28 protein-coding genes and 1 other annotated feature are annotated in these 25,676 nt (G+C 67.3%); of the genes, 16 read left to right on the top strand and 12 right to left on the bottom strand.

Going from position 1 to position 25,676, the window contains the following annotated elements:
* The first annotated feature begins 31 nt into the window (after positions 1 to 31).
* Positions 32 to 1,308 (top strand): IS3 family transposase gene (locus tag ACOGXA_RS05530; protein ID WP_419925131.1). Its coding sequence is split into 2 segments (ribosomal slippage): positions 32 to 311 and positions 311 to 1,308, totalling 1,278 coding nucleotides; the frame shifts between segments, so codons are not numbered across the junction.
* Positions 310 to 438: a sequence feature (AL1L pseudoknot), on the top strand. It overlaps the preceding gene by 129 nt.
* A 71-nt stretch (positions 1,309 to 1,379) precedes the next feature.
* Here ACOGXA_RS05530 and ACOGXA_RS05525 read toward each other — a convergent pair.
* From ACOGXA_RS05525 to ACOGXA_RS05510, 4 genes are all read right to left on the bottom strand, one after another.
* A complete protein-coding gene (locus ACOGXA_RS05525) occupies positions 1,380 to 1,877 on the bottom strand; it encodes a MauE/DoxX family redox-associated membrane protein (RefSeq protein ID WP_419926280.1) in 498 nt (165 codons plus the stop codon).
* A 70-nt stretch (positions 1,878 to 1,947) separates the two neighbouring features.
* Entirely contained in the window at positions 1,948 to 3,135 is a 1,188-nt protein-coding gene (locus ACOGXA_RS05520; protein ID WP_419926279.1) for a hypothetical protein, read from the bottom strand.
* 52 nt (positions 3,136 to 3,187) lie between these two features.
* Positions 3,188 to 4,372 carry a hypothetical protein gene (locus ACOGXA_RS05515; RefSeq protein WP_419926278.1) on the bottom strand — a complete coding sequence of 395 codons (1,185 nt, stop codon included), beginning with the start codon at positions 4,370 to 4,372 and terminating at the stop codon, positions 3,188 to 3,190.
* A gap of 24 nt (positions 4,373 to 4,396) precedes the next feature.
* Positions 4,397 to 4,822, bottom strand: coding sequence for a hypothetical protein (locus ACOGXA_RS05510; RefSeq protein ID WP_419926277.1), 426 nt, complete (start codon positions 4,820 to 4,822; stop codon positions 4,397 to 4,399).
* Positions 4,823 to 4,961: 139 nt separating this feature from the next.
* Between ACOGXA_RS05510 and ACOGXA_RS05505 the strand changes: the two genes are divergently transcribed.
* A complete protein-coding gene (locus ACOGXA_RS05505) occupies positions 4,962 to 5,735 on the top strand; it encodes an SIR2 family NAD-dependent protein deacylase (RefSeq protein ID WP_419926276.1) in 774 nt (257 codons plus the stop codon).
* Between the two features lie 102 nt (positions 5,736 to 5,837).
* Positions 5,838 to 7,001 carry a molybdopterin-synthase adenylyltransferase MoeB gene (gene moeB / locus ACOGXA_RS05500; RefSeq protein WP_419926275.1) on the top strand — a complete coding sequence of 388 codons (1,164 nt, stop codon included), beginning with the start codon at positions 5,838 to 5,840 and terminating at the stop codon, positions 6,999 to 7,001.
* Positions 7,002 to 7,013: 12 nt separating this feature from the next.
* On the opposite strand, the gene ACOGXA_RS05495 is transcribed toward moeB, so the two are convergent.
* Positions 7,014 to 8,972 (bottom strand): DUF459 domain-containing protein, encoded by a 1,959-nt coding sequence (locus ACOGXA_RS05495; protein ID WP_419926274.1) that lies wholly within the window; start codon positions 8,970 to 8,972, stop codon positions 7,014 to 7,016.
* 111 nt (positions 8,973 to 9,083) lie between these two features.
* Complete coding sequence (locus ACOGXA_RS05490; protein ID WP_419926273.1) at positions 9,084 to 11,078, bottom strand: thioredoxin domain-containing protein; 1,995 nt, start codon at positions 11,076 to 11,078, stop codon at positions 9,084 to 9,086.
* Positions 11,079 to 11,134: 56 nt separating this feature from the next.
* Here ACOGXA_RS05490 and ACOGXA_RS05485 point away from each other — a divergent pair, with 56 nt between their 5' ends.
* Positions 11,135 to 11,977 carry a 1,4-dihydroxy-2-naphthoate polyprenyltransferase gene (locus ACOGXA_RS05485; RefSeq protein WP_419926272.1) on the top strand — a complete coding sequence of 281 codons (843 nt, stop codon included), beginning with the start codon at positions 11,135 to 11,137 and terminating at the stop codon, positions 11,975 to 11,977.
* Here the strand turns inward: ACOGXA_RS05485 and ACOGXA_RS05480 are convergent.
* The 3 genes from ACOGXA_RS05480 to mshD all read right to left on the bottom strand — a co-directional run bounded on the left by ACOGXA_RS05480 (position 11,913) and on the right by mshD (position 15,068).
* Positions 11,913 to 13,583, bottom strand: coding sequence for an AMP-binding protein (locus ACOGXA_RS05480; protein ID WP_419926271.1), 1,671 nt, complete (start codon positions 13,581 to 13,583; stop codon positions 11,913 to 11,915). The genes ACOGXA_RS05485 and ACOGXA_RS05480 overlap by 65 nt on opposite strands.
* A gap of 73 nt (positions 13,584 to 13,656) precedes the next feature.
* Entirely contained in the window at positions 13,657 to 14,373 is a 717-nt protein-coding gene (locus ACOGXA_RS05475) for a ubiquinone/menaquinone biosynthesis methyltransferase (protein ID WP_419926270.1), read from the bottom strand.
* Complete coding sequence (gene mshD, locus ACOGXA_RS05470; protein WP_419926269.1) at positions 14,370 to 15,068, bottom strand: mycothiol synthase; 699 nt, start codon at positions 15,066 to 15,068, stop codon at positions 14,370 to 14,372. The genes ACOGXA_RS05475 and mshD overlap by 4 nt, the downstream gene beginning before the upstream one ends.
* A gap of 59 nt (positions 15,069 to 15,127) precedes the next feature.
* Here mshD and nth point away from each other — a divergent pair, with 59 nt between their 5' ends.
* The gene (nth, locus tag ACOGXA_RS05465) at positions 15,128 to 15,769 is read left to right on the top strand and encodes an endonuclease III (protein ID WP_419926268.1); all 642 of its coding nucleotides are present in this window, start codon (positions 15,128 to 15,130) and stop codon (positions 15,767 to 15,769) included.
* A gap of 72 nt (positions 15,770 to 15,841) precedes the next feature.
* The gene (locus tag ACOGXA_RS05460; RefSeq protein ID WP_419926267.1) at positions 15,842 to 16,870 is read left to right on the top strand and encodes a zinc-binding dehydrogenase; all 1,029 of its coding nucleotides are present in this window, start codon (positions 15,842 to 15,844) and stop codon (positions 16,868 to 16,870) included.
* 37 nt (positions 16,871 to 16,907) lie between these two features.
* On the opposite strand, the gene ACOGXA_RS05455 is transcribed toward ACOGXA_RS05460, so the two are convergent.
* Both ACOGXA_RS05455 and ACOGXA_RS05450 read right to left on the bottom strand, forming a co-directional pair.
* Positions 16,908 to 17,885 (bottom strand): LLM class flavin-dependent oxidoreductase, encoded by a 978-nt coding sequence (locus ACOGXA_RS05455; RefSeq protein WP_419926266.1) that lies wholly within the window; start codon positions 17,883 to 17,885, stop codon positions 16,908 to 16,910.
* Positions 17,886 to 17,929: 44 nt separating this feature from the next.
* A complete protein-coding gene (locus ACOGXA_RS05450) occupies positions 17,930 to 18,133 on the bottom strand; it encodes a hypothetical protein (RefSeq protein ID WP_419926265.1) in 204 nt (67 codons plus the stop codon).
* 76 nt (positions 18,134 to 18,209) lie between these two features.
* Here ACOGXA_RS05450 and ACOGXA_RS05445 point away from each other — a divergent pair, with 76 nt between their 5' ends.
* The 8 genes from ACOGXA_RS05445 (at position 18,210) to hisF (ending at position 24,068) form a co-directional block, all read left to right on the top strand.
* A complete protein-coding gene (locus tag ACOGXA_RS05445) occupies positions 18,210 to 18,446 on the top strand; it encodes a type II toxin-antitoxin system CcdA family antitoxin (RefSeq protein WP_419926264.1) in 237 nt (78 codons plus the stop codon).
* Entirely contained in the window at positions 18,443 to 18,751 is a 309-nt protein-coding gene (locus ACOGXA_RS05440) for a type II toxin-antitoxin system PemK/MazF family toxin (RefSeq protein ID WP_419926263.1), read from the top strand. The genes ACOGXA_RS05445 and ACOGXA_RS05440 overlap by 4 nt, the downstream gene beginning before the upstream one ends.
* 49 nt (positions 18,752 to 18,800) lie before the next feature.
* On the top strand, positions 18,801 to 20,111 hold the full coding sequence (gene hisD / locus ACOGXA_RS05435) for a histidinol dehydrogenase (protein WP_419926262.1): 1,311 nt from the start codon (positions 18,801 to 18,803) through the stop codon (positions 20,109 to 20,111).
* On the top strand, positions 20,104 to 21,189 hold the full coding sequence (gene hisC, locus ACOGXA_RS05430) for a histidinol-phosphate transaminase (RefSeq protein ID WP_419926261.1): 1,086 nt from the start codon (positions 20,104 to 20,106) through the stop codon (positions 21,187 to 21,189). Before hisD ends, hisC begins: the two co-directional genes overlap by 8 nt.
* Positions 21,186 to 21,785, top strand: coding sequence for an imidazoleglycerol-phosphate dehydratase HisB (hisB, locus tag ACOGXA_RS05425; RefSeq protein WP_419926260.1), 600 nt, complete (start codon positions 21,186 to 21,188; stop codon positions 21,783 to 21,785). The genes hisC and hisB overlap by 4 nt, the downstream gene beginning before the upstream one ends.
* A gap of 12 nt (positions 21,786 to 21,797) precedes the next feature.
* Entirely contained in the window at positions 21,798 to 22,451 is a 654-nt protein-coding gene (gene hisH / locus ACOGXA_RS05420; RefSeq protein WP_419927048.1) for an imidazole glycerol phosphate synthase subunit HisH, read from the top strand.
* Between the two features lie 38 nt (positions 22,452 to 22,489).
* A complete protein-coding gene (gene hisA / locus ACOGXA_RS05415) occupies positions 22,490 to 23,215 on the top strand; it encodes a 1-(5-phosphoribosyl)-5-[(5-phosphoribosylamino)methylideneamino]imidazole-4-carboxamide isomerase (RefSeq protein WP_419926259.1) in 726 nt (241 codons plus the stop codon).
* A gap of 61 nt (positions 23,216 to 23,276) precedes the next feature.
* The gene (gene hisF / locus ACOGXA_RS05410; protein ID WP_419926258.1) at positions 23,277 to 24,068 is read left to right on the top strand and encodes an imidazole glycerol phosphate synthase subunit HisF; all 792 of its coding nucleotides are present in this window, start codon (positions 23,277 to 23,279) and stop codon (positions 24,066 to 24,068) included.
* A gap of 92 nt (positions 24,069 to 24,160) precedes the next feature.
* Here the strand turns inward: hisF and ACOGXA_RS05405 are convergent, their stop codons facing one another.
* On the bottom strand, positions 24,161 to 24,796 hold the full coding sequence (locus ACOGXA_RS05405) for an alpha/beta hydrolase (RefSeq protein ID WP_419926257.1): 636 nt from the start codon (positions 24,794 to 24,796) through the stop codon (positions 24,161 to 24,163).
* A gap of 28 nt (positions 24,797 to 24,824) precedes the next feature.
* On the opposite strand from ACOGXA_RS05405, the gene ACOGXA_RS05400 reads away from it, so the two are divergent.
* On the top strand, positions 24,825 to 25,181 hold the full coding sequence (locus ACOGXA_RS05400) for a GroES family chaperonin (RefSeq protein ID WP_419926256.1): 357 nt from the start codon (positions 24,825 to 24,827) through the stop codon (positions 25,179 to 25,181).
* Between the two features lie 85 nt (positions 25,182 to 25,266).
* A complete protein-coding gene (gene hisI, locus ACOGXA_RS05395; RefSeq protein WP_419926255.1) occupies positions 25,267 to 25,641 on the top strand; it encodes a phosphoribosyl-AMP cyclohydrolase in 375 nt (124 codons plus the stop codon).
* The last annotated feature ends 35 nt before the right edge of the window (positions 25,642 to 25,676 follow it).

Below are 25,676 nucleotides of genomic sequence, written 5' to 3'. Positions count from 1 at the left end.
TGGAGGCTCTGTTCCTTGAGAGGATGGAGCAATGCCAAATCATGGGAGATATCCCGCCGAGTTGCGTGAGCGGGCGGTGCGGATGGTGCTGGACAACGAGCGGCATCACGGGTCGCAGTGGGAGGCGGTCTGCTCGGTCGCTGACAAGCTGGGCCCGTCGGCGGAGACGGTGCGCAATCAGGTGCGCCGAGCGGAGGTCGACGGCGGGATGCGCCCGGGGGTGACGACCGCGGAGCGCGGGCGGCTCCAAAAGCTCGAGCGCGAGAACCGCGAGCTGCGCCGGGCTAACGAGATATTGAAAGCGGCGTCGGCTTTCTTCGGGGCGGAGCTCGACCGCCAGTCCAGGCTGTAGTGGCGTTCATCGACGCCTACCGGCACCGGTTCGGGGTCGAGCCGATCTGCGCGGTGCTCACAGAGCACGGCGTCGGGATCGCCCCGTCCACCTACTGGGCGGCCAAAAAGCGGGCCCCGTCGGAGCGTGCTTTGCGCGACGCCCGGCTGCGCCCGGTGATCGCTAGGGCGCACAAGGCGAACTACGGCGCCTACGGCGCGGCCAAGGTGTGGGACCACCTAAACCGCGTCGAGGGCGTGCGGGTGGCCCGCTGCACCGTCGAGCGGCTGATGGGCCAGATGGGCCTGGCGGGCGCCCGCCGGGGCAAAAAGCCCCGCACCACCACGCCCGCCGCCGGCGGCGAGATGCCCGAGGACATCGTGAACAGGGACTTCGGCGCCGACGCCCCGGATCGGCTGTGGCTCGCTGACCTCACCTGGGTGCGGACCCGCTCCGGCTGGGTCTACATGGCGTTCGTCGTCGACGCCTACTCCCGCCGGGTCCTGGGCTGGCAGGCGTCGCGCTCTTTGCGCACCGAGTTGGCGCTCGACGCTTTGGACATGGCCATCGCCGCCCGCCGGCGCTGCGGCCACAGCATCGACAAAGCCGTCCACCACAGCGACCGCGGATCGCAATATGTGTCGATCCGCTACAGCCAGCGCCTCGACGACAACGACATCGTCGCCTCGGTCGGCAGCAAAGGCGACAGCTACGACAACGCCATGATCGAGAGCTTCAACGGCCTGTTCAAATGGGAACTCATCTACCCGCACGGCCCCTGGCAGGGACAAAGCGACGTCGAGTTCGCCACCCTCGAATACATCGACTGGTACAACAACCGACGCAGCCACAGCCAACTCCTCAAAGGCCGATACACCTACACCACCCCCGCCGACCACGAAACCGCCTACCATAACAACACCACAGCCACCCCGGCCGTGACCCAACAAAAACAGTCTCTACCAAACCCGGCGTGATTCAATGGAGTGGCTTTTGCGATTCGGAATCTGCCTGGATTAGGCGTTGGAATGGGGTGGTCTCGATGAGATCAACTGGGGACAGGGCGACTGAGCCACGCGAACGCTCCGTAGGCCCCGGCCACTACTACGACAGCAAATGGGGCGAACAGCCATTGGCGGGTGTCGAACAGCTTGTCGATGGCCTCGAGGGGCCAGGAGGCGGCCAGCAGGCCGACTGCGACGGCTAGGACGTTCATAGTTACATGGCGCCTGGTGGCGGGCATTTCGATTCGGCCGAAACAGCCGCAGGGTTCTGCTGATCCTGAGCGGACCATGGCCGCGGCTACTACGGCGAATCCGGCATAGAGGGCGGCGAGGGCGGTGGCGGGGACGATGCCCCCCACAATGAAGGCGCTGGCGGCCACGATGAGCTCTATCAGGCCCAGCAGCCGCACTGCCCAGTGGCGGTGGTAGAGCTGGAGCCGGGCTAGGGCGGCGGACGCCGGCTCGGGGGTGACCGCCTTCGACGCTCCTGCCGCGCCCAGCAAGACCGCGGCCATGAGATAGACCGCGGCGACAGCTTCCACGGACTAGCCCTCAATCCCCGAAGGCTGTTGACGCCCGCAACGAAAGGGCCGCGGCCACGTACTCCATGGGCTACCTCAGGAAGCGGCGCAAAGCATGGCGGCGGCGCTCGGCGTTGATGGCAGCGCGGTCGTCGGCGCTGAGCCGGGGGGTGTCGGGGTGCAGGCACCCGGCGATCTCAGAGACGGGCATGAGCCGCAGCGTGGGCACCGGCGCGGAGTCGGCATTGTTCCACCGGTAGGTGAGTGCTCCCTGGGGGCAGCCGCCCAGGGCGATCCAGTTCTGGATGCCGGGGTCCTGGTGGGAGATCACCACCCGGAGCACGCCGTCGGGGTCTAGGCGGGCCTGGGAGTCGTTCATGGTGGTGGGGAGATTCACGTAGTCGAGGCTTTGGTACCAGGTGTCGCCCACCTGGATGTTCCAGTACAGGCAGTCGGGCGGGGTCACCTCGAATAGCAGGGCCTCGTCGGGGCCCACCTCGTACCAGCACTGCCCGTAAGACTGCTTTTCGCTTCCCCCCTGGGCGCTCTGACTCACCTTGTGAGGGGGAACATGGTCGAAGGAGTTGATTTGGCCTCGGTCGCGCTGACCTCCGGCAAAGTCGGTCCAGAACTTGGGTACGGTCTCGACCTCCCGGGCCAACTCGTCGAACAGCTCACAAGTCCGCACCGGATCGAGCCGGCTGGGAGGGCCCGACGGGTCTAGGCATTTGAAGTGCAGATCGGCCTGGTCCTCCGACGCCCAGTTAGAGAAGAACTGGCGCACAAACAGCCGGCAGGGGTGCGGCTCGACTTGGAACCAGTCGCCGACGTGGTCGCCGGGGTCCGGGTCGGGGCTGAAGACCACGTCGATGCGGCCATTGCCGATGTCGGTCAGGTCGGGACTGCCCACGTCGACGAGCTGAGTGATGCGCCCACGGCCGAAGCTGTGGTCCATCAACGACAGTCCCAGGTAGCGCAGGGTGTCGATCCGGCCGGTCAGGCGGTAGGTGTGGCTCAGGTCCACCGGCGCGGTCATGTACATCGCATCGGGATTGTCCTGGCCCACCTTGAAGGGGTACACCCAGCCCAGCTCGGGGTGGTCGGGGTCGTTGTTCTCCACGATTCGGTCGTAGGCCCAAAAGAACATCCGAATCTGATGGCGCAGACCCTCAGCCTGCTCGGATGCGTCGGCCCCCCGTGCTGGGTCGAAGATGTAGTCGGCCGACTCCTTGAGGGTGTCGCACAGCCGGTTCCAGGATGCTCTCAGATCGTTGTCCACGGCTTATTTCTAGCCGCGGCGCTTCCAACCGGGCAGACCGAGGGCCGGTGTTCTATCGAGTGAATCGGCGCAGGGCGTGGCGGCGGCGCTCGGCGTCAATCGCGGCACGTTCGTCGGCGCTGAGCCGGGGGGTGTCGGGGTGCAGGCATCCGGCGATCTCGGAAACGGGCATGAGCCGCAGCGTGGGCACCGGCGCGGAGTCGGCGTTGTTCCACCGGTAGGTGAGTGCTCCTTGGGGGCAGCCGCCTAGGGCGATCCAGTTCTGGATTCCGGGGTCTTGGTGGGAGACAACCACTCTCAGCACGCCGTCGGGGTCGATGCGGGCCTGGGAGTCGTTCAACGTGGTGGGGAGGTTCACGTAGTCGAGGCTCTGGAACCAGGTGTCGCCCACTTGGATATTCCAATAGAGGCAGGTCGGCGGGGTCACCTCGAACAGCAGGGCCTCGTCGGGGCCCACCTCGTACCAGCACCCTCCGTACGCCTGCTGGTCGCTGCCGCCGAGGCCTTCCCCGCTGAACTTACCCTCTACGTGGGCGAAGGTGTTTATCTCGCCCCGGTCGCGGTAGCCCACCGCATAGTCGGTCCAGAACTTGGGGACGGTGTTGGCCTCTTCAGCCACCGCGTCGATCAGTGACGCGGTGCGAACTGGGTCGAGTCGGGCGGGCGGATCTGTGGGGTTGAGGCACTCCAGGTGCAGCTCGGCATGGCTCTCGGTGGCCCAGTCGGAGAAGAACTGGCGCACCAACAGCCGAGAGATCTCGGGCTCAACCTGGTACCAGTCGCCGACGTGGTCGCCGGGGTCGGGGTCGGGGCTGAAGACGACGTCGATGCGGCCTCCGCCTATGTCGGTGAGGTCGGGCGTGCCGACGTTGAGCTGTTGGGTGATGCCTCCTCGGCCGGAGACGAAATTCAATATCGACAAACCCAGGTAGCGGACGTTGTCGATACGGCCGGTGAGGCGATAAGTGCGGCTCAGGTCTAGGGGCGCAGTCTGGTACAGCCCGTCGGGATTGTCCTGGCCGAACTTGGAGGGATAGGTCCACCCCAGTTCGGGGTGTTCGGGGTCGTTGTTCTCAAGGGTTCGGTCAACGGCCAGAAAGAGCATCCGCAGGTGGTGGCGGAGCCCTTCGGCCTGCTCGGAGGCATCTGCGCCCAACTCGGGGTCGAAGATGTAGTCGACCGACTCCTTGAGGGTGTCGCACAGCCTGTTCCAGGATGCTCTCAGGTCGTCTTCCACGCCAGATGTCTAGCGCAGTCCGACTCAGGCTGCGGACTTTGGCTGCGAGTAGCAGGAGGAGTGGGAGCGCTGGAGGTGCTGGGGCAGGCGGCGGAGTTGGGCGTTGTTGAGCGGGGGCAGGCGGCGACGGACGGCGAAGCTGGCGTGGCCCTCTGCGGCCAGCCGGAACATCACCAAACGATCCATCGTGCGATAAAGGCCCCCTCGCGGTCCGGCCTTGGGGCTGATCCCCAGTTGCAGGGCGATGTCATTCACGGGAAGCTCGAACCCGTCAGGCGAGTCGTCGAACTCGTAGGCCACATAGCGCATGAGCCAGGCGGCGGTGGGGCCGATTACCCCCAGCCAGTACTGCTCCACATATCTTGACCGAGGGTCGTGCCCGCTTTCCTCGGTGATCTGGTCTCGCCATGGCTCAATCCACAACGATGAGTGCTTGAAAGAGGAGTTCATGCAAGGATCGTTTCTGCCGGCTCTCACCATGCTGACTATAAGGGGGAAGATATAAGTGTATTTTGCTCATTTCCATATCAAACTGTCAATAGTCGAATAGGCGTTAGTCAGATAGGTGTTTGTCAACTAGGCGATTCTTATGCGGCCCATCGAAGAGCTGAACAGCGAGATTGAAACAGCCCGTGCAGTATTGCGGGGAGCAGGCAGGGTGGTGGTGCTCACCGGGGCGGGTATCTCCACCGACAGCGGCATCCCCGACTTCCGGGGGCCGGAGGGGCTGTGGACCAAGAATCCCGAGGCGGAGAAGACGGCCACCCTGTCGTCGTATGTGGCTGACCCCGGGCTGCGGAAGCGCAACTGGCAGCGGTTGTCCGAGGGGTCGATGTGGGCGGGGAAGGTGCCCAACGCCGGCCACCGGGCGCTGGTGGAGTTGGAGCACCAGGGCAAGCTGCACACCTTGATAACCCAGAACGTGGATGGCCTGCACCGGGCGGCGGGCACTTCAGAGGAGCGCTTGGTGGAGATCCACGGCACGACGTCCAAAGTCCGCTGCCTCGACTGCGGCGACACCGCCCCGATGGAGCGTGCTCTGGAGCGGGTCAGAGCAGGAGAGGCCGATCCTCCGTGCCGGCTGTGCGGGGGGATATTGAAGTCGGCCACCATCTCGTTCGGCCAGAACCTGGTTATGGCTGATCTGCACCGGTCAGAGCAGGCCGCCGTGGACTGCGATGTGATGCTGGCGGTGGGCTCCACGCTGACCGTGTACCCGATCGCCAACGTGGTCCCCATAGCCCATCAAGCCGGTGCTCAAGTGGTGATCGTGAACGCCGAGCCCACCCCGTTCGACGGCTTGGCCGCCGCGGTGGTGCCCGCATCGATCAGCGAGGCGCTGCCGCTGATCGTGGCTCCGTGAACAGGCGGGGGATTGGTAAAACCGGACTAACCCGGTAGGGTTTATGGGAGTTCCTTCCCCTGTCCGGCCCGATGTCCCGCCAACACCGAGGTGACCGTAGCGATGCCCACATTCAGAGACCTCCTGAGAGAAGCCAGAGCTGAGATCACTGAGACCGACCCCGCTGGCGCCGAAGCGATGCTGGCCGGCGGCGCAGTGCTGCTCGACGTGCGAGAGCCCGACGAGTTCGAGCAGGGGGCAGTGCCCGGCTCCGTACACATCCCCCGGGGCAACCTGGAGCCCAACGTGGAGAACCGCCTGCCCGACAAGGACGCCGCGGTGGTGGTCATGTGCGCGGGTGGGGTGCGCTCGGCGTTCGCCGCCCACACCCTCCAGGAGATGGGCTATGGCGACGTGGTGTCCATGGACGGCGGGTTCAACCGCTGGAAGGACGAGGGCCGGGACTGGGCCCTGCCGACAACCCTCACGCCCGACCAGCGCAACCGCTACCACCGCCACCTGCTGTTGCCCGAGGTGGGCGCCGAGGGGCAGCTCAAGCTGCTGGAGGCCAAAGTCCTGTGCCTGGGCGCCGGCGGGCTGGGCTCTCCCGCCGCCCTGTACTTGGCCGCCGCGGGGGTGGGAACCGTGGGCATTGTGGACATGGATGTGGTGGACGCCTCCAACCTCCAGCGCCAGATCCTCCACAACGTCGACCGGGTGGGGGACCGCAAGGTGGACTCGGCCAAGAAGACTCTCAACGCCCTGAACCCCGATGTGAACGTGGTGGCCTACGACGTGCGGCTGGGGGCCGACAACATCGTGGGCATAATCGGCGACTACGACGTGATCGTGGACGGCGCCGACAACTTCCCGGTGCGCTACATGCTCAACGACGCCTCGGTGAAGCTGGGCATCCCCGTGGTCCACGGGTCGATATTCCGGTTCGAGGGCCAAGTCACGGTGTTCGACCCCCGCAACGGCCCCACCTACCGGGACATGATCCCCGAGCCGCCTCCGGCCGAGATGGCCCCGAGCTGCGCCGAGGCCGGCGTGCTGGGCGTGCTGCCCGGCATCGTGGGGTCGATCCAGGCCCTAGAGGCCATCAAGCTGATCCTGGGCCACGGCGACACCCTGGTGGGCCGGCTGCTGGCGTTCGACGCCAGCGAGATGTCGTTCCGGGAGTACAAGCTGCGGCCCGACCCGGACCAGCCCATCACCTGGGAGAACCGAGACAAGATCCAGGTGGTGGAGCTAGACGGCCTCTGCGCCCCCGCCCCCGTGGGCTAGCCCGACGCGCTGCTAGCGCAAGGCCTCTCCGGCCAGCTCCCGACCCCAGCATTCCACACTGTGGTCGGGGCGCAGCCCGCACGAGATGTTCCCCCCGGCGTCCAGCGACAAGAACACACCGGCGGGGGGGTCCGCCCGGCCGTGGTCGTTGTTGCCCCAGCAACGGGCCTCACCGCTGGCCAGCAGGCCGCAAGAGTGCCGCTCTCCGGCGGCCACCGAGGTGAACTCCCCATCGGGCGCCTCGGTTTCGCCGTGCAGATTGGCGCCCCAGCATTCGACCGATCGGTCTGTCCTCAGGCCGCAAGTGTGGATCTCGCCCGCGCTCAGCGACGTGAACTGCCCGCCGGGCGGGTCCGCCTGGCCGTGGGAGTCGTCGCCCCAGCACACCGCGGACAGGTCGGGAACGATTCCGCAGGAATGCCACCGTCCCGCGCTGACCATGGCGAACTCGATGTCGGGCACGGCGCGGCGGTTGCGCTCGTTGTCGCCCCAGCAATCGACCCGGCCATCGGGCTTGACGGCACAGGAGTGGCGCTCGCCGATAGTGACCTCGGTATAGGTCCCGGCCGGGGCAACCGCCATGTTCGCCACCGGCGTGCCCCAGCATTGCACCTGCCCCGACGGCCTGATCCCGCACGCATGCCACGCTCCGGCCACGACCGACTCGAACGCTCCCCCCGGTATGTCGGCCCGACCGTCGAGGTCATCGCCCCAGCATGTGGCGGTCGAATCAGCAGCCCTCAGGGCGCACACTTGGTTCCAGCTGGCCGACACCGAGACATACTCCCCCGGGGGCTCGAATAGCGGTGTTGCCCGATCGTTCGGCCAGCAGACGAGTTCTCCGTTGGGCAGCTCAGCACAGGTTTCCGGCGCCGGGGCGCCCCCTCCGCTGTCTCGACCGGCCTCCCCCCTCGCTCTCCAGCAAATGGCGCCGTCTTCCGCGAGGCTGTCGCACCTGCCTTCCCAGACTGCGGCAACTTCCGCCACCACCTGGTCGGACACCCAAGACGAGCCGGTGCGATTCAGGTGTATCCCGTCATCCATGCGAACTCGCACCGGCGACCCCCCAGCCGGTGGTGCCACCCTCTCCGCGTAGGCCTCTCCTCCGAACAGATCCCAGATGTCGATCATCACCGCCTGGGGGAAGTCGGCGACAACGGCCGCGGCGGCCGCATTGATGGCGGGCACCCCGGCGGCGCTCCAGGCGGGCCGCATCGGCGGAAGGCCGACCCAGACGATCAGCCGATGGTCGGCCGCGAGTATGTCGAGGGCCACGCTCAAACGCCATGACCACTCTTGCAGCCATTCCGGCGTCCCCGGCTCGACCAGACTGCCGTCGGTGGTCTCCATGTTCTGCCATTCGCTGGCACCGAGGAACAGCACCACCACGTCGGGGTCGTCTCGTATGGACACCTTCAACAGCTCCGCCGGCCAGTTGAAGTAGTCGGGTCGAGCCAAGCTGGTCGAGTTGCGGCTGTTGACCGATACGTCGAACAAGCCGCCGGAGGCCCCTGCCAGCGTGTGCCCGACTTCATCGGCCTGGCTGTCGCCTGCCACATGCACCCGCAACGGTCGGTCGGGGGAGACCACCGCGAACTGCGCGGCGACCCCTGTCGGCGCCGGTCCGGCGCGGCCTCCGGCGCCGGCGGATTCAGCCGACACCGTCGGGACTCCGCCAATGCCGGCATCTTGGCGGGCCTCCACCACCTGGGCGACGGTGTCCACCCGCTCCCCCACATCTTGGCCCAGGCCCCGCCAGTCTGCGATCAAGTCGTAGGGCCGGTTCAACGACAAGAAGTTCGCGGCCCGGTCCACGGCCTCAGCCGCACTCACCCAGCGGTCCCGGCTATCTCCCAACGGCTGGCGCCCCGCGATCTCAACCAGCTTCCCGGTGGTCAACAGGGCGGTCGAGACAAGGCACAGCAAAACCAGAAAGGAGATTCGCAGGCCCATATTCGTGTGTCGGCTCATTGGGGGTCCCAGATCATCTCATGTGCTGGGCCGGCAGCACTCTTCAGCCCATTGCGTGTGTCGGGTCATGGTGTCTGGTGTGGCCCCCTCTGGGTGGTCTCGCGCCCAGACTCAGAGTCTGGCCAGCAGGTCCTCTTTGGTGGAGGCGGGGGCCTCGCAGGCGTAGTCGCGGCACACGTAGGCCAACCCCTCGGCGCGGCTTTCCCACAGTGGCGAGTCATAGGGCTCTCCCCAGGCCAGCACGGTGTTGGGCCGGTAGCCCTCCCATACCGCGTCCACCAGGTCGGGGCGGTCGCCGCCCACCACCACCTCGGTCAAACCTGTGGCGCTCATGTCAGCGGCCTCGAGCAGGTGGCCGAAGCCGCTGGGGTGGTTGGCGGCCACCTCGCCCAGAAGTCCCAGAATGTCCTGGGCTCGGTCGAGGTAGCGGGAATTGCCGGTGAGGGTTCCCAGCCGCAAGAGGGCCACGGCCGCGGCGCTGTTGGCCGAGGGAACGGCGTTGTCGGCGATCTCCTTGGGCCGGCAGATCAGCTCCTCGGCGTCCGAGCCGGTGGTGAACACCCCGCCCCGCTCGTGGTCCCAGAACAGCTCCAGCAGCCCATCGGCCGCCCTGACGGCCTCGGCGATCCAGCGGGCCTGGCCCGAGGCCTCGCCCAGCCGGGTGAATGCGTCGGCTGCGGCCGCGTAGTCGGCGGCGTAGGCCAGATGGCGGGCCTGGGCCGGGCGATCGCCGTCTCCCGCCTGCCAGGAGCGCAGCCAGCGGCCGTCGGATCGGCGGAGCCGGTCCAATAGGAAGCCACCGTTCTTGATGGCCGCTTCCAGCCACTGCTGGTTTCCGGTGGCCGCCGCCGCCTCGGCCAGAGCAGCCAGCATGAGGCTGTTCCACTCCAGCAGCACCTTGTCGTCCAAACCGGGGGGTATGCGCAAGTTCCGGGCCGACAGCAAGCGCTCGCGGCCCAACTCCACCGCGGCCGGGCGGAGCAGGTCGCCCCGAACCGGTCGCCACAAGATGTTGTGCCCTTCGAAGTTGCCGGCTTCGGTTACCCCATAACACGCCATGAAATCGGCCGCGTCGTCGCCCAGCACCGAGGTGATCTGATCGGGGGTCCACACGTAGAATCGCCCCTCCTCGCCTTCGGAGTCGGCGTCGAGGGCGGAGTAGAAGCCGCCGCTCTCGTGGCGGAGGTCTCGCAGCACGAAGCCGATGGTCTCGTCCAGCACCTGACGGAAGCGGGGCCGGCCGGTTACCTGCCAAGCGTGCAGGTACAGCCGGGCGAACAGGGCGTTGTCGTACAGCATCTTCTCGAAGTGGGGCACGATCCATTGGGCGTCCACCGAATAGCGGCTGAATCCGCCGCCCAAATGGTCGTAGATCCCCCCTGAGGCCATGGCGTCGAGCGAGTTGATCACCATGTTGAGCACGTCTTGGTCGCCGCTGTGGAGGTAGGAGCGCAGCAGCACCTCATGGCTCATGGTCTGGGGGAACTTGGGGGCCCCGCCGAAGCCGCCCCAGGCGGCGTCGTACTGCTGGCGCAGAGCGGCGGTCGCCTGGTCCATGGCCTCAGAGCCGGTTCTGGCCGCGCCCCACTGGGGATCGGGTTGGATCAATGCGGTGCGGTTCAGCGACTGGGTGATCTGGTCGGCCTGGTCGTCCACGTCTCGGCGGCGGTTGGCCCACACGTCTTTGATCCGGCGCATGATCTCGGTGAACGACGGCATCTGGCCTCGGCTGACCCTCGGGTAGTAGGTGCCACCGTGGAACGGCCGGCCGTCGGGGGTCATGAACACCGTCATGGGCCACCCTCCCCGGCCGGTGAGGGCCTGCACGGCCTCCATGTAGATGGCATCCACGTCGGGGCGCTCCTCCCGGTCAACCTTGACGTTCACGAACAGGTCGTTCATCATCGCCGCCGTCTCCGGGTCCTCGAACGACTCGTGGGCCATTACGTGGCACCAGTGGCAGGCTGAATAGCCCACCGACAGTAGAATTGGCTTGTCGGCGGCCCGTGCGGCGGCAAAGGCCTCGGTGCCCCACGGGTACCAGTTCACCGGGTTGTCGGAGTGTTGGCGTAGATAGGGACTGGTCTCGTCCCCGAGTCGGTTCATGGCTGCGACACTAACGAACGCCGGCGATGGACAAGACTTACAGGAGCGAGGCGGCAATGAGGCTTTGGATTCAGGGGGCTCGACCCCGGACCCTTCCCGCGGCGCTGGTGCCGGTGGCGGTGGGCACGGCGGCAGCGGCCCCCGATGTGGTGTGGTGGCGGGCCGTGGCTGCCCTCATTGTGGCGGTGGCCCTCCAAGTGGGGGTGAATTACGCCAACGACTACTCCGACGGCATCCGGGGCACCGACGCCAATCGGGTGGGACCGGCCCGGCTGGTGGGCGGTGGCGCGGTGGCGCCCGCTTTGGTGCGCCGAGCCGCATTCGGCGCGTTCGCAGCAGCGGCGGCAGCCGGGTTGGCCCTGGCGGTTGCGGTGGCTCTTTGGCTGGTGGCGGTGGGGCTGGCCTGCATAGTCGCCGCGTGGTTCTACACCGGTGGTCGGCGGCCCTACGGCTATTCCGGCTTCGGCGAGCTGTTCGTCTTCGTGTTCTTCGGGCTGGTGGCCACTGTGGGCGCGGCCTTCGTGCAGACCGAGGAGCTCACGGCGCTGGCCGCGGCTGCCGCGGTGCCGGTGGGCCTGATGGCCTCCGCGCTGTTGATGGCCAACAACCTGCGCGACATTCCCCCGGACCGGGAATCAGGCAAGTCAACCTTGGCTGTTCGCCTCGGGGAGCGCCGAGCCGGCTGGTTCTACGCCGCCTTGGTGGTGGCTGCCTTCGCGGTGACAGCCTCGCTGGCCGTTGTCCGTCCCTGGGCCCCGATTGCTTTGGCCTCGCTGGTGTTTGCCATCCCCGCTATGGGCCTCGCTCTTTCCCGGGCGCCCAAATCCCCCCTGCTCAACCAGACTGCTCGCCTTCATGTGGTGTTTGGCGCTCTGCTCGCGGCGGGACTGGCCCTCTAGCCCTCGAAACGGGGGACGCGCCGGCCGGCTGCCCGGAGGCCCCTGGCTGCGCCGTGCTCCAGCCCTTCCAATAGGGGGCCCGCAGAGCCTGCTTGTTGATCTTGCCCATGGCGGAGCGGCCCAAGAGCTCTTCGCTGACGAACTCCACCGATCGAGGGCACTTGTAGTGGGCGATGCGGTCGCGGCAAAAGGCGATGATCTCGGCCTCCGAGACCGGCTGGGCCGGGCCGGTTGGCACGACTAGGGCCTTGAGCTGCTCCCCCATCTCCTCATCCGGCACCCCGATGCAGGCCGCGTCGGCCACCCCGGGGTGCTCCACCAGCACTTTCTCGGCTTCAGCCGGATAGATGTTCACCCCTCCCGATACCACCATGTCGGAGAACCGGTCGGTCAGGTACAAGAACCCGTCTTCATCGACGTAGCCGATCTCGCCCAGCGTGAACACTCCGGGGCGCAAGTGGGCGGCCGCCGTCTTCTCCGGGGCGTTGCGATAGCGGATGCCCCGTCCGCTGCCGTCGGCGAAGTACACCCGCCCCTCTTGGCCCGGCGACAGCGCGTTGCCTTCCTCGTCGACGATCAGCACCTCGAACGGGGCAACCGGACGACCCACCGAACCGGGGTGGGCCAGCCAGTCCTCGGAGTTGATATGGCACGATCCGCCCACTTCAGTGGACCCATAGCCCTCGTACACGACGGGCCCGAGCCACTCGATGATGGCCCGCTTGACCGAGACCGGGCACGGCGCCCCGCTGTGGGTGACCGACACCAGGCTGTCGGTTCTGTACCGATCCCTGACCTCTGCCGGCAGGGCCAGCAGGCGGGTGAAGTGAGTGGGCACCATGAACACGGCGTTCACCCGGTAGCGGTCGATGGCCGCCAGGGTGCCCTCGGCGTCGAAGCGGCCCATGACCACCACTGGAGCACCGCCCATCAGATTCCGGGTGGCTGCGAACGGCCCGGCGTGATACATCGGTCCGACGACGAGGTGGGTGCCGATGGCGGCGTTGGGGGTGGCACAGGTGGCGAAGTACTCCGCCACGGTGGCGCCGCCCCTGAACAGAGCAGGGGGTGCGTCCACCCCCTTTGGCCGCCCGGTGGTGCCCGAGGTGTAGAAGAGATGGGGGACCGGCGGCATGTCGGCAGGCGGAGGCCGGTCGGGTGCCTGGGCCAAGCGCTGCTGCCAGGGAATCACCCCGGGATGGTCGGGGCAGCGCCATCCCATCACCGCGATGGGTGGCCCGCCGGTGGTGCTTGACACCGCGGCGGCCGCCAGCACGCCCCGTTCGGCGGTTTCGGGGCCCACCAGCAGCAGTGCCGCAGCGGAGTCTTCCAATATGTAGGCCAGCTCGTCGGGGGTGAGGTGGAAATTAACCGGCACGGCCGAAGCCCCGGCCAGCGCGGCGGCCACATAGGCCAACACCGCCTCAACCGAGTTCTCGGCGAACACCGCCAGCCGGCGCTCCGGACCCAAATCGAGGGCGCCCAGCAGGTTGACCGCCCGGTTCATCACCCCGTCGAGCTCGGCCCAGCCCAGGGTGGTCCGCTGGTCGGCCAGCGCCATCCGATCGGGCTCTTCGGGGGGAATGTGCTGAGCCAGCAGCGACATGGCAGAAGCAGCAGTCAGCGCTTGCGGGCGTCGGGAAGAAGTTGGGCGAGCAGCGACATGGTGATGGGCTGAGTCAGTCTTGGCGGGTGGCGGTAATCATCTGGGCGATGCCGCCGGACAGCAGGGCATGATCCAGCCCGCCGAAACCGTGCCCGGCCAACAGTCCGAGCATCTCTTCTGCGGGGGGCAGGTAGGCCACCGACTTGGGGAGGTACTCATAGGCCGCCCGGTCCGATAGCAGGCCCCCCACCAGGGGGATCACCCTGCCGAAGTACAGGCCGTGGCCGAACCGCAAGACCGGGTTGGGCGGTTCGGCCACCTCCAGCAGCGATACCCGCCCGCCCGGGCGCACCACCCGGGCCAGTTCGGCGAAGAGCCCGTCCAGGTCGACCACATTTCGCAAGGCGAACCCGCAGGTGATCCCGTCGACGCTTCCGGCTCGGACCGGCAGGCGCAGGGCGTCGCCCAGCACCATCGGGGCATTCAGCCTGCCCGACTCCCGGCGCCTTTGGGCTGCCTTGAGCATGCCGGACGAGAGGTCGAATCCCACTGGTTCGAGCCCGGCAGCCTCCAAGTCTCGGCACAGGTCGCCGGTACCGCAGGCCAGGTCGAACACCTGGGCCCCGGCGGGCAGCCCCAGTTCCCGAACAGACCGCCGTCGCCAGCGCCGGTCCATCCCGAAGGTGAGCAGCCGGTTGAGCAGGTCGTATCGGGGGGCGATGGCGTCGAACATCGAACGCACCGCGTCGGCCTTGGCCTGTCCTTGGGGCAGTGCTGAGCCGGCGGTCATTGAAGGGCTATTCGGTAGGCCCGGTTGGTGGAGTGGTGGTCGAAGCCCAGGCCGCGGTAGGTGGCCACCGCGGGTTGGTTGTCCGACTCCACATACAGGAATCCCACGGTGAGCCCCCGGTCGGCCAGATGGTCGAGCCCGGCCAGGGTCATGGGCTTGCCCAGGCCTTGGCCGTGGAAGTCGGGGTCGACGGCGATGGCGTAAATCTCCCCGCCCGGCGGCACCTCGTCGGGGTGGACCTTTGTCCAGCAGAAGCCGGCCAGGCGCCCGTCCTGCTCGTAGAGGCGGAAGCCCTCGGCGTCGAACCAGTGCTCGGCCATGCGGTCGGCCAAATCCCGATGGGTCATGCCCCCTTGCTCGGGGTGCCAGTGGAAGGCGCGGTTGTTCACCCGCAGGAAGTCATCCTCGTCAGAGCCGGGCACAAAAGCCCGGGTGGCGACGGTGGAGCGGTCGGCAGGCAGGGGCCGCTGCATCCGCCACAGGTCCCGGTAGGGGGCAAATCCAAGCCGGCCGGCGAATTGATCGTCGTTGGGACCGGCCCCCTCAATCCAGAGCTGTGCCGACACCGGGGTCTCCGCCCGGCCGAGGACCGCTGTGATCTGGCTGGCTGCGCCGGCGTCACGGGGCTGGTCGGATCCCAACGTGATCGACAACGCGAACTCTCCCTGGTCGGGCCGGACAACCGTAAGCGCCACAGGGCCACGGTAGCGGCCCCAACTCCAGACACCGAAGACGGGCCGCTACCATCCCGGCGATGGGCAAGCCGCGCACTCCCAAGGGCCGAGCCAGGCGCACGCATGAGCTGTTGGCCGAGGAGTACCCCGAGGCAGTGTGCGAGCTCGACCACGAAAACCCGTTCCAACTGCTGGTGGCCACCATCTTGTCGGCCCAGTGCACCGACAAGCGGGTCAACATGGTCACCCCGGATCTGTTCGCCGCCTATCCCACCCCTGAAGACCTGGCCGGCGCGCCCCTGGCCCATGTGGAGGAACTGGTGCGGTCCACCGGCTTCTACGCCAACAAGGCCCGCAACATCGTGGGCATGGCACAGGGTCTAGTCAGCCGTTTCAACGGCGAGGTGCCGGGCGCGATGGCCGATCTAGTGAGCCTCCCCGGCGTGGGCCGCAAGACGGCCAACGTTGTGCGCAGCGTGGCCCTCGGCCGGCCCGGCTTGCCGGTGGACACCCATGTGGCCCGCATAACCGGGCTCTTGGGCATCACCGATCAGAAAGACCCGGTGAAGATCGAACTGGAGCTCAATCCGATGGTGCCGGCTGCCGAGCGGGGCGAGTTCTCCCTGCGCCTCATCCTCCATGGCCGACGAGTGTGCGTGGCCCGCCGCCCTCGCTGCCACGACTGCGTGCTGGCCTCCTTCTGTCCCTCTGTCGGCGCCTGATGGCCGACTGCGGGGAACGGGACACTAGGGTTGATTGTCGCAAAGAGCGCTGGAGACGGGAGATGGCCGACAATGAAGGCAGCACGATTGGTCGATGGCGGACTGGCAATTCTGGATGTGCCGGTGCCGGAGCCGGGCTACGAGGAAGCGCTGGTGCGAATATCCTCCTCGGGGGTCTGCCACTCAGATCTGCACCTGGCCAGAGGGGACTGGGGCGTCGGCGGTGAGATAGACGCGCTGGGCCATGAGGCCGTTGGAGTGGTTGAGGCTCTGGGGCCCGGGGCCGACCGCTATACCCAAGTGGGCGACAGGGTAATCCTCGGGCTCGGCGGCACCGGCGGCGGCTATTGGTGCGGGGCCTGCGAGTGGTGCTTGCAGGGGGAGCAGCGGCACTGTGCCCAGTCCCAAGGGATCATGGGCACCTTTTCCGAACAGTTCTGCGTGTGGGCCAAGTCTCTGGTCAAGCTGCCCGACTCGGTGGGAGACGAGCAGGCGCCCCTCGCCTGCGGCGGGCTTACCGCCTACGGGGCGCTCAAGAAGCTGTTTCGCCACAATGTGACCCCCGGTCAATGGGTGGCCCTCGTCGGGGCCGCCGGCGGTCTTGGCCACTACGCGGTGCAGATGGCCAAGGCCCTGGGCTACAAGGTGCTCGGCGTGGACATCGGCGCTGAGCGCCTGTCATTCGTGGAGGCGCTGGGGGCCGATATGGTGGTCAGCGCCGAAGATGCCGCCAAGACAGTGGCCTCCGAGATCGGCGGCGTGAGCGCCAGCATCATATTCTCGGCCCAGATGGCCGGGTTCAAGCTCGGATTCAAGATATTGCGGCCCAAGGGACTCTTCGTGGCCGTCGGGCTGCCCCCTCTCAGCGAGGGCAAATTCGAGTTCAACCCGTTCCATTTCTTCGCCCTGGATGCCACGGTCATCTACTCTGCTGTGGGCAACGTGCAAGACATGCGCGAGGTGGTTGGCATGGCCGCATCCGGGCAGGTGACGACCCACATCGGGCGCACCGGCGCCCTGTCGGAGCTGGAAACCATCTTCGACGAGCTCGGTGCCGGAAAATATGTCGGCAGAGCCATCGTCGACGACATGGCCAACTAGTTTTCCGGCAACCCCTCCGGGGCTCTGATGCGCCGGGCTAGGTCCCCTCGGCGAGGGCGGGCATGACCTTGTCCACAACCAACTCCAGGGTTTCCCAGCCGATGGCGGGGTCGATGCCGCCGCACAGGGGATGCAGGGTGGCCGCCCCCTTGGTTCGGACCAGCTCGACGCATTCGCCGGGGGTGAGCACCTCGAATTGGCCGGAGGCCTTGAGGCCGGCGACGTCATCGGCTTCCACGTGCCAGCCGGAGCGCTGGTCGGGGTACTGCCAACTGGCATAGGCCTGGGCGTCGTACAACATGTTGGGGCCGATCTTGGCCCACAGCGCCTCGGGGTCTTCGGTCACCAGCACCAGGCCGGGACCGTCGGGGGCCATGGCGAACGCCCCCTCGAATCCGATCTCGGAGGCTTCGGCGTAGTAGAGGTCCACCAGATCCTGGTCGCCGATAGGGGGCATGTAGGGCAGCCTCAGCCGGGCGGCCCGCTTGGCCGACGCCGGCACCGAGCCGCCCACCATCACGAGGGGATGGGGCTGGGTCACCGGCTTGGGGGTCACCCACACTGTGCGGCCCTGGTACTCGAACGGCTCCCCGGTCCAGGCCTGCTGCATCACCCTGATGGCCTCCTCGGTGTCGCGGCCCCGCCGGGTGCGGTCTTTGCCGAACATCTCGAACTCGAACTCCCGGTAGCCCAGCCCGGCGATAATGATCAACCGGCCGGGGGCCATCAAGTCGATGGTGGCGATGTCCTCGGCGAGGCGCAGCGGGTCGTGGTAGGGCACCAACAGGGCCGACAACGTACACATCAGGTTGTCGGTCGACCCCAAGATGGCGGCTGAGATGGCTAACGGTGCCGACATGAACCCGTCCTCAGTGCCGTGGTGCTCGCTGGTGATGGCCCCGGCGAAGCCTCGGGTGTCGGCCCACTTCACCATCTCAAGCATGGCGCGGTACTGATCGCCGTGGGTCACCTCGGTGAATGGAGGGGTCCGCAGATCGAAGCGCAGATTGAACATTTCTTCTCCCGGTCAGGTCATTGGGTATGGGTAGGTTTGCAGATTTACAGACTTCGGGTGAGACGGTCGAGACGGCGGGTAGCTCCCCGCAAGCCTCGCTCCACCTCGTACAGCTCGAAAGAAACGTCCTCACGGTCGGTGCCCTCGTAGCGCCGGGACACTTCCGACACTCGCTCCATAAGATCACGTATCACGCTGCTCAGCGAGCTGAGTTCCGCCCCATCTGCCGTCATCGACCGGTCATCCACGGCCAAGGTTCTACCGCAAAACCGCGTGGCTCATTTCGGAGATTAGCGATGCTAGCAATACTGATAGCATCAAGTGATGGCGACAACGCGAACCACGTTTACTCTTGACGAGCAGCTAGCCGAGCAGGCTCGCAAGCTCGAGATCAACATGTCGGAGGCGGCTCGTGAGGGTGTTTTGGCTGCCGTGAGACGCGCGCTGGGGGAGGCTGACAGAGCGGCCTATCTGCGACATCCGGAAGAACCGGACGACTTCTGGGATGAGGCTCAGGCGTGGGGCGCCTGGGATGGGCCCAAACCGGGGAGTGATGGGTGAACCGCGGCGAAGTGTGGTGGTCTGAAATCGGCGGCAAGCGCCGTCCGGTGGTAATTCTCACCCGACCGGAGGTTGTCGACGTACGAGAGTTGGTTACGGTCGCCGAGCTGACAACAACGATTCGAGGGCTTGCCGTCGAAGTGCGAGTTGACAAGCACGAGACCGGTGTCTCCCAGGCGTCGGTGGTGAACTGCGATGGGTTGTACACCGTGCGGCGTTCCACGCTTTCGAACCGTGTCGGCAAGCTGAGCGACCTGACAATGCGGCACATCTGCCAATCGGTGACGTTCGCCCTCGGCTGTTAGCGGCAAACCCTTCGTCGGACGGTCATGTGGGCCAGTAGATTTCAAGGTCGTGCTTGACCGTGTGGACTTGCGGGGCGTAGATGACTTAGCTGCTTGCCTTCCCCGTCCTGAGCCTGTTTCCGAGGGCTCGGTGGCCGCGGTCCGCGAGATCGTCGAAGTGGTGCGAGCCGACGGCGACGCCGCGCTGGCCCTCTATACCGAGCAGTTCGACGGTGTCGTCCCCTTTAGTTGGCAGGTTTCTCCAACAGAGGTAGCCGCGGCCCGAGATGGCATCGATGCCTTGCTGCGGGTTGCTTTGGAATCAGCGGCCGACTCCGTCGCCGAGTTTCACCGGGGACAAGCTACGAAAGAGCAGACCCACAATCGCCAGGGCATCGCCATCCGGAGCTGGGACCAGCCGGTAGGCCGAGCTGGTTGCTACGTGCCCGGAGGGAGGGCCGCCTACCCCTCCACCGTGCTGATGACGGCGCTGCCAGCTCGGGCCGCCGGAGTAAGCCAGGTGGTGCTGTGCGTTCCCCCCGGCCCCGACGGCCGAGTGGCCGATGTCACCTTGGCCGCGGCCGCCATCGCCGGGGTCGACGAGGTTTACGCAGTGGGCGGCGCGCAGGCCATTGCCGCCATGGCCTACGGCACCGAGTCGATTGGGGCGGTGGACGTGATCGTGGGGCCGGGCAACGTGTACGTGGCCATCGCCAAGCAGCTAGTGGCCGGGGCCGTCGGCGTTCCCGCATCGTTTGCCGGGCCATCGGAGGTGGTGGTGGTGGCCGATGGCACTGTTCCGGCGGAATATGCCGCCATCGACCTGATCGTGCAGGCCGAACACGGCCCCGACGGGTTGGCCTGGCTCGTTACTTGGGATCCCGTCGCCGCCGACGCGGTGGAGGCCGCGGTGGCCGAGCTGCTGTCGGCGGCTGCTCGACGAGACGACGTCACGGCCACATTCAGCCGTAGCGGGCACACCGTGCTGGTCGACAGCCCCGAGGCCGCTGCCGAGGTCGTCAACTTCATCGCCCCCGAGCACCTGCAAGTGATGACTGAGGCGCCAGAGGCGGTCATCGACCGGGTGCGAAACGCCGGAGCCATCTTTCGGGGGCCGCTGGCCCCGGCGTCCATCGGCGACTATGTGGCCGGCCCGTCCCATGTGCTGCCCACCAACGGGTCTGCCCGATTCGCCGGCGCGCTCGGCGTTCGAGACTTTGTCAAGTCCATGCACGAGATCTCCGTGGCCCCTGAGGGGTTGGCCGTAGCCGGCCCACATGTGACCGCCATCGCCGATGCCGAGGGTTTGGATGCCCATGCTCAGTCGGTCCGCTTGCGCGGCATCGACGACAAGGTTCAGAGAGGAACTGACAATGAGTAGCCCCGATCAGCTCTTGGTGAGAGAGAGCGTGGCTCTGATGGACGGGTACCACTCGCCACAGCTCGATGTGGCTGTGCGGCTCAACACCAACGAGTCACCGGTACCACCGCCTGAGGGGTGGGCTGAGGCCTTGCAAGCAGCCCTGGTCGAGATCGATTGGCACCGCTATCCCGACCGGGCGGCGCACGAGCTGCGGGCGGCCCTGGCCAAACACGAACGGGTGGCGCCCGAGCAGGTGTTCGCGGCCAACGGCTCCAACGAAGTGCTCCAGTGCCTGATGCTGGCCTTCGGCGGCCCGGGCCGCTCCGCGCTGGCTTTTGAGCCCACCTATGCGCTCCATTCCCACATCTCCCGGCTGGCCGCCACCGAGGTGGTCACCGGCGAGCGGCGCGACGACTTCTCATTGGACGCCGACTACGTCTCGGCCATGGTGGCCGAGCACCGCCCCGCCGTCACCTTCTTGTGCTCTCCCAACAACCCCACCGGCATGGTGGAGCCACCGCAGTTGGTGGAAAGGCTCCTAGCCGAGGTTGCGGCACTGCCCGGCCTGCTGCTGATGGACGAGGCCTACGGCCAGTTCGACCCTCACACCGCGGTAGACCTGATCGATGAGAGCCGCCCCCTGGCGGTGGCCCGCACTTACTCCAAGACGTGGTCGATGGCCGCCGCTCGCCTCGGCTACGTCGTGGCCCCATCGTGGGTGGTGGCCGAGCTGGACAAGGTGACGCTGCCCTACCACCTGGACTCGTTCAAGCAGATCGCCGGTCGCCTGGCGCTGGACTACGAGGATGAGATGAACGACCGAGTGGCCGTGCTGGTAGCCGAACGGGAGCGGATCGCCTCGACGCTCGACCAACTGCCGGTTCATCACTGGCCCTCGGGGGCCAACTTCATCTTGCTTCGCCCTGACTCCGACGACGGCAGCGGGAGTGGGGTCTGGCAGGGTCTCGTGGATCGGTCGGTGCTCGTGCGAAACTGTTCTTCCTGGCCCCGGCTGGCCGGTTGCCTCCGGGTCACCGTGGGATCGCCAGCCGAAAACGACGCGTTTCTGTCTGCCTTGAGCGAGGTGCTGACATGACAACCCCATCCCGCACCGCCACTGCATCTCGGAGCACCGCCGAGACCAGCATCGACATCGCCATAGACCTTGACAGCGACGGCAGCGGCACGGCAACCACCGGCCTGCCGTTCTTCGACCACATGCTGAGCCAGCTCGGCCGCCATGGCGGCTTCGAGCTGCGGGTGGAGGCCACCGGTGATCTGGAGATCGACGCCCACCACACCGTGGAAGACGTGGGCATCCTGCTGGGCTCGTGCTTTGCCGAGGCCCTGGGAGACAAGGCCGGAGTGCGCCGATTCGCTTCGATCTCGGTCCCGTTGGACGAGGCCCTGGTGGAGGCGGTGGTCGACCTGTCGGGCCGGCCCTTCTTGCACTACGACGTGAACCCGCCCGGCCAGAAGATACTGGGCGATCCGCCGTTCGACCCCCAGCTCTGCGAGGAGTTCTGGCGGGCGTTCGCCACTTCGGCCGCTTTGACCCTGCACATCACGCTGGTGCGGGGCCGCAACACCCACCACATCATCGAGGCCAGCTTCAAGGCAGTGGCCCGGGCGCTGCGCGACGCCGTGCGGGTGGAGGGCGCTGGCATTCCCTCCACAAAAGGCGTTCTATGATTCGCCAGCTTGATGGTTCTCGGTGAGCTGGGGAGTTTCGTGAGCCGACCGCTCATCGCGGTGTTGGACTACGGCATCGGCAACCTCCGCTCGGCTCAGAAGAGCCTGGAGCGCATGGGTGCCGACGCCCGGCTGACGGCCGACCCCGGTTTGATCGCCGAGGCGGCCGGGGTGGTGCTGCCCGGCGTGGGCGCCTTCGGGCCGTGCATGGTCGCGCTCCGCGACACCGGGCTCGACGAGCAAGCCCGCGCCGCCGCCGTTTCCGGCCGTCCGTTTCTGGGCATCTGCATCGGCTTGCAGCTTCTCTACGAGGGCTCCGAAGAGGCGCCGGGCACAGCCGGCTTGGGCGTTCTTCCCGGCACCGTGCGCCTGCTTTCCGGCACCGTGAAGCGGCCGCAGATGCAGTGGAACCGCTTGGAGGCGCGAACCCTCGACCCCATGCTGGAGGGCTTGGGCGATGCCTGGGTGTACTTCGTCCACTCCTATGCCGCGCCGATGGCCGACAATGTGGTCGCCACGTGCGACTACGGGGGTCCGGTGGCCGCGGTGGTGGCCGACGGGAACGTGTGGGCCACGCAGTTCCACCCCGAGAAGTCGGCCCGCCCCGGTCTGCGGCTGCTGGAGAACTTCGTCAACCATGCCCGAACCGCAGCAGTGGGGGCGTGATGTCAAGATGCAGCTCTATCCGACAATGAGGGCGTGAGGTGCAGCTCTATCCGGCCATTGACCTGCGGGGTGGCCGCTGCGTGCGGCTCTACCAGGGGTCGTACGACGACGAGACCATCTTCAACGACGACCCGGTGGCCCAGGCCCGGCAGTTTGCCGACGGCGGGGCATCGTGGCTGCATGTCGTGGACTTGGACGCGGCCCGCACCGGCGAGCCGGTCAACCTGCCGGTGATCGCCGCGGTTGCCGCGGCAGTGGATGTTCCGGTGCAGGCCGGCGGCGGGGTCCGTAGCCTGGATGCCGCCGCCGCGCTGGCCGAAGCCGGGGTGGCCCGGGTGGTGATCGGGACTGCCGCGGTGGAGAATCCCGGGTTGGTAGAGAAGGTGGCCGCCCGCCAGCCCGTGGCGGTGGGACTGGACAGCCGGGGCCGGGAGGTGGCCACCCACGGCTGGGAGCGAGCCGGCGGCAAAGATCTGCTGGAGTTGGCGGCCCGATTCGAGTCGTCCGGCGCCGAGGCGGCCGTGGTTACCGAGATCAGCCGGGATGGAACCATGAGCGGGCCCGACACCGATGGGCTGGCCGCCGTTCTGGCCGCCACCGGGCTGGCGGTGATCGCGTCGGGCGGGGTGGCGGAACTGGGCGACTTGACCGCGCTGGCGGCAGTCAGGGGCGGAAACCGGCGGTTGGCCGGGGTGATCGTGGGCCGGGCGCTGTACGAGGGCCGCTTCACCGTGGAACAGGCCCTGGAGACGCTGGCCTTATGAGCACGCCGGCCACCGGGCCCAGCAACGCCCGGGTCGTCCAGCCGGGGAAAACCCGCAGACCGTGACCACAGCAACCCCGCCCAGCAACGCCCGGGTCATCCCGTGTCTGGACGTAGATGGCGGCCGGGTGGTCAAGGGGGTCAACTTCGTGGACCTCGCCGACGCCGGCGATCCGGTGGAGCTGGCCGCCCGCTACGACCAGCAGGGGGCCGACGAGGTGGTGTTCTTGGACATCACCGCGTCTTCGGACCGGCGGGAGACCACGGTGGAGTTGGTACACCGCACCGCCGAGGAGGTGTTCATCCCGTTCACCATCGGCGGGGGCATCCGCACCGTGGACGACGCCCGCCTCCTGTTGCGGGCCGGGGCCGACAAAGTGTCGGTGAACACCGCGGCGGTCAACCGCCCCGAGTTGGTGGCCGAGATCGCCGACGAGTTCGGCAGCCAGTGTGCAGTGGCGTCCATTGATGCCCGCCGCACCCAAGGCGGTTCATTCCTGTTCGAGATATTCACCCACGGGGGCCGCACCCCCACCGGGATAAACGCCATCGAATATGCCATCCGGGTAACCGAGCTTGGCGCGGGGGAGATCCTGCTCACTTCCATGGACCGCGACGGCACCCGCGACGGCTTCGACTTGGAGCTGACCCGGGCGGTGGTCGAGGCGGTAAACGTGCCGGTAATCGCCAGCGGGGGAGTGGGCACCCTGGACCATCTGGTCGAAGGCGTGCTCGAAGGCAAGGCAGACGCCGTTCTGGCCGCCTCCATCTTCCACTTCGGCGAGCACACCGTGGCCGAGGCCAAGTACCGCATGGCCGCTGCTGGCATACCCATCCGCCCCGCCGACGCGTGAGCACCATCGCTGCGGACTGAGCAACATCGCCGACGCCTGAGCAGCATCGCCGCGGCGGCGGCAATCCCCGGCGCCAAACCGGCGGCGCACCACTAGAGGGTGGCCAAGAAGCTGTCGATGAGGGCGTTGAGCTTGTCGGTGCGACCGACCAGGAAGTGGTCGGCCCCGCCGACGGGGCAGATCTCGGCGTTGGCCCAGTGGGCTATGGCAGCTTGGGCCTGCTCGGGGGGATTGAACTGGTCGCGCTCGGGCACCGCCAGCCACTTGGGTCGGGGGTCGGGGGCGGCTTTGAGGCGGTCGTGGCCCAGCACCCGCAACGGGGGCGCGACCAGGAACCAGCCGGCCAACTCGGGGGCATCGCAGGTCAAGGCCAGATCGGCGCCGAACGACCATCCGGCCAGCACCAGGAGGCTCCGGCTGTCGCCTGCTGCGGCCAGGGCGGAGACCGCGGCCCGCACGTCGAGCTGCTCACCCTCGCCGAAATCGTGCTCGCCCTCGGAGCCGCCCACTCCTCGGAAGTTGAAGCGCAGCACCGCGCAGCCGGCCCCCATCAGATGGGTGAATAAGGTCGAGACCACCAGCGAGTGCATGTTGCCCCCGTGCTGGGGGTGGGGGTGGGCGATCACCACCCGGGCCCGATGGCAGGGGGGAACCGCCCATTGGGCCTCCAGGCTCAAGCCGTCGGCCGTGGTCAGCGTGGTGGGGGTCGGCCCGAAGTCGTCTGCCATATGTCGGCCACGGTAGCGTTGTCAGCCCATGGCCAAGGCAGCAAACTCCAGTAGCAAGGTCGCGCCCGAGGACAAGCTCCCCATCAAGATGCTGAACGACCGCATTCTGGTGCAGCTCGATGCCCCCGAGGGGGAGCGGCGGTCCACCGGGGGCATCCTCATTCCGGCCACAGCCCAGGTGGGCAAGCGGCTGGCCTGGGCCGAGGCCATTGCGGTGGGTCCCAACGTGCGCACAGTGGAAGGCGGCGATCAGGTTCTGTTCAACCCCGAGGACCGCTACGAGGTGGAGGTGAGGGGCGCCGATTACCTCATCTTGCGCGAGCGGGACATCCACGCGGTGGCCGCCCCCCGCCTCGACGAGGGCAGCACTGGCCTGTATCTCTGAGTCTGGCGGGCAGATGGATCGGTGTCTCAGATTTGAGCGGGCAAATGGCTCTTTGCAAAACGGACTGTGATCCTACGATGGGGCGATGCCGGCAACGACGCCCATAGAGGCTGCGCCTGGTGCGCTGGACGAGGTGGCTTTCAACGACGACGGGCTGGTGCCCGCAATCGTGCAGGAGCACCAGGGGGGGCGGGTGCTGATGATGGCCTGGATGAACCGGGAGTCGCTGGAGCGCACGCTGGAGACCGGTCGCACCTGGTTCTGGAGCCGGTCTCGACAGGAGTACTGGTGCAAGGGAGAGACCTCCGGCGACCGCCAGTACCTGCGGGAGGCGTACTACGACTGCGACGGAGACACCCTGCTGCTCACCGTGGAACAGGAGGGCCGAGGGGCGTGCCACACCGGGGAGTACTCCTGCTTCTTCCGGTCATTCGACGAGCCGGTATCGCCTGCTCGGTGATCGAGATGGCGCATAACGATGGTCGTTTCGGATTG

This window comes from Candidatus Poriferisocius sp., assembly GCF_965208475.1.
Lineage (GTDB): Bacteria > Actinomycetota > Acidimicrobiia > Acidimicrobiales > Bin134 > Poriferisocius.
Note: the sequence above shows the minus strand (reverse complement) of the source record. Positions and strands in the feature narration are given on the sequence as shown.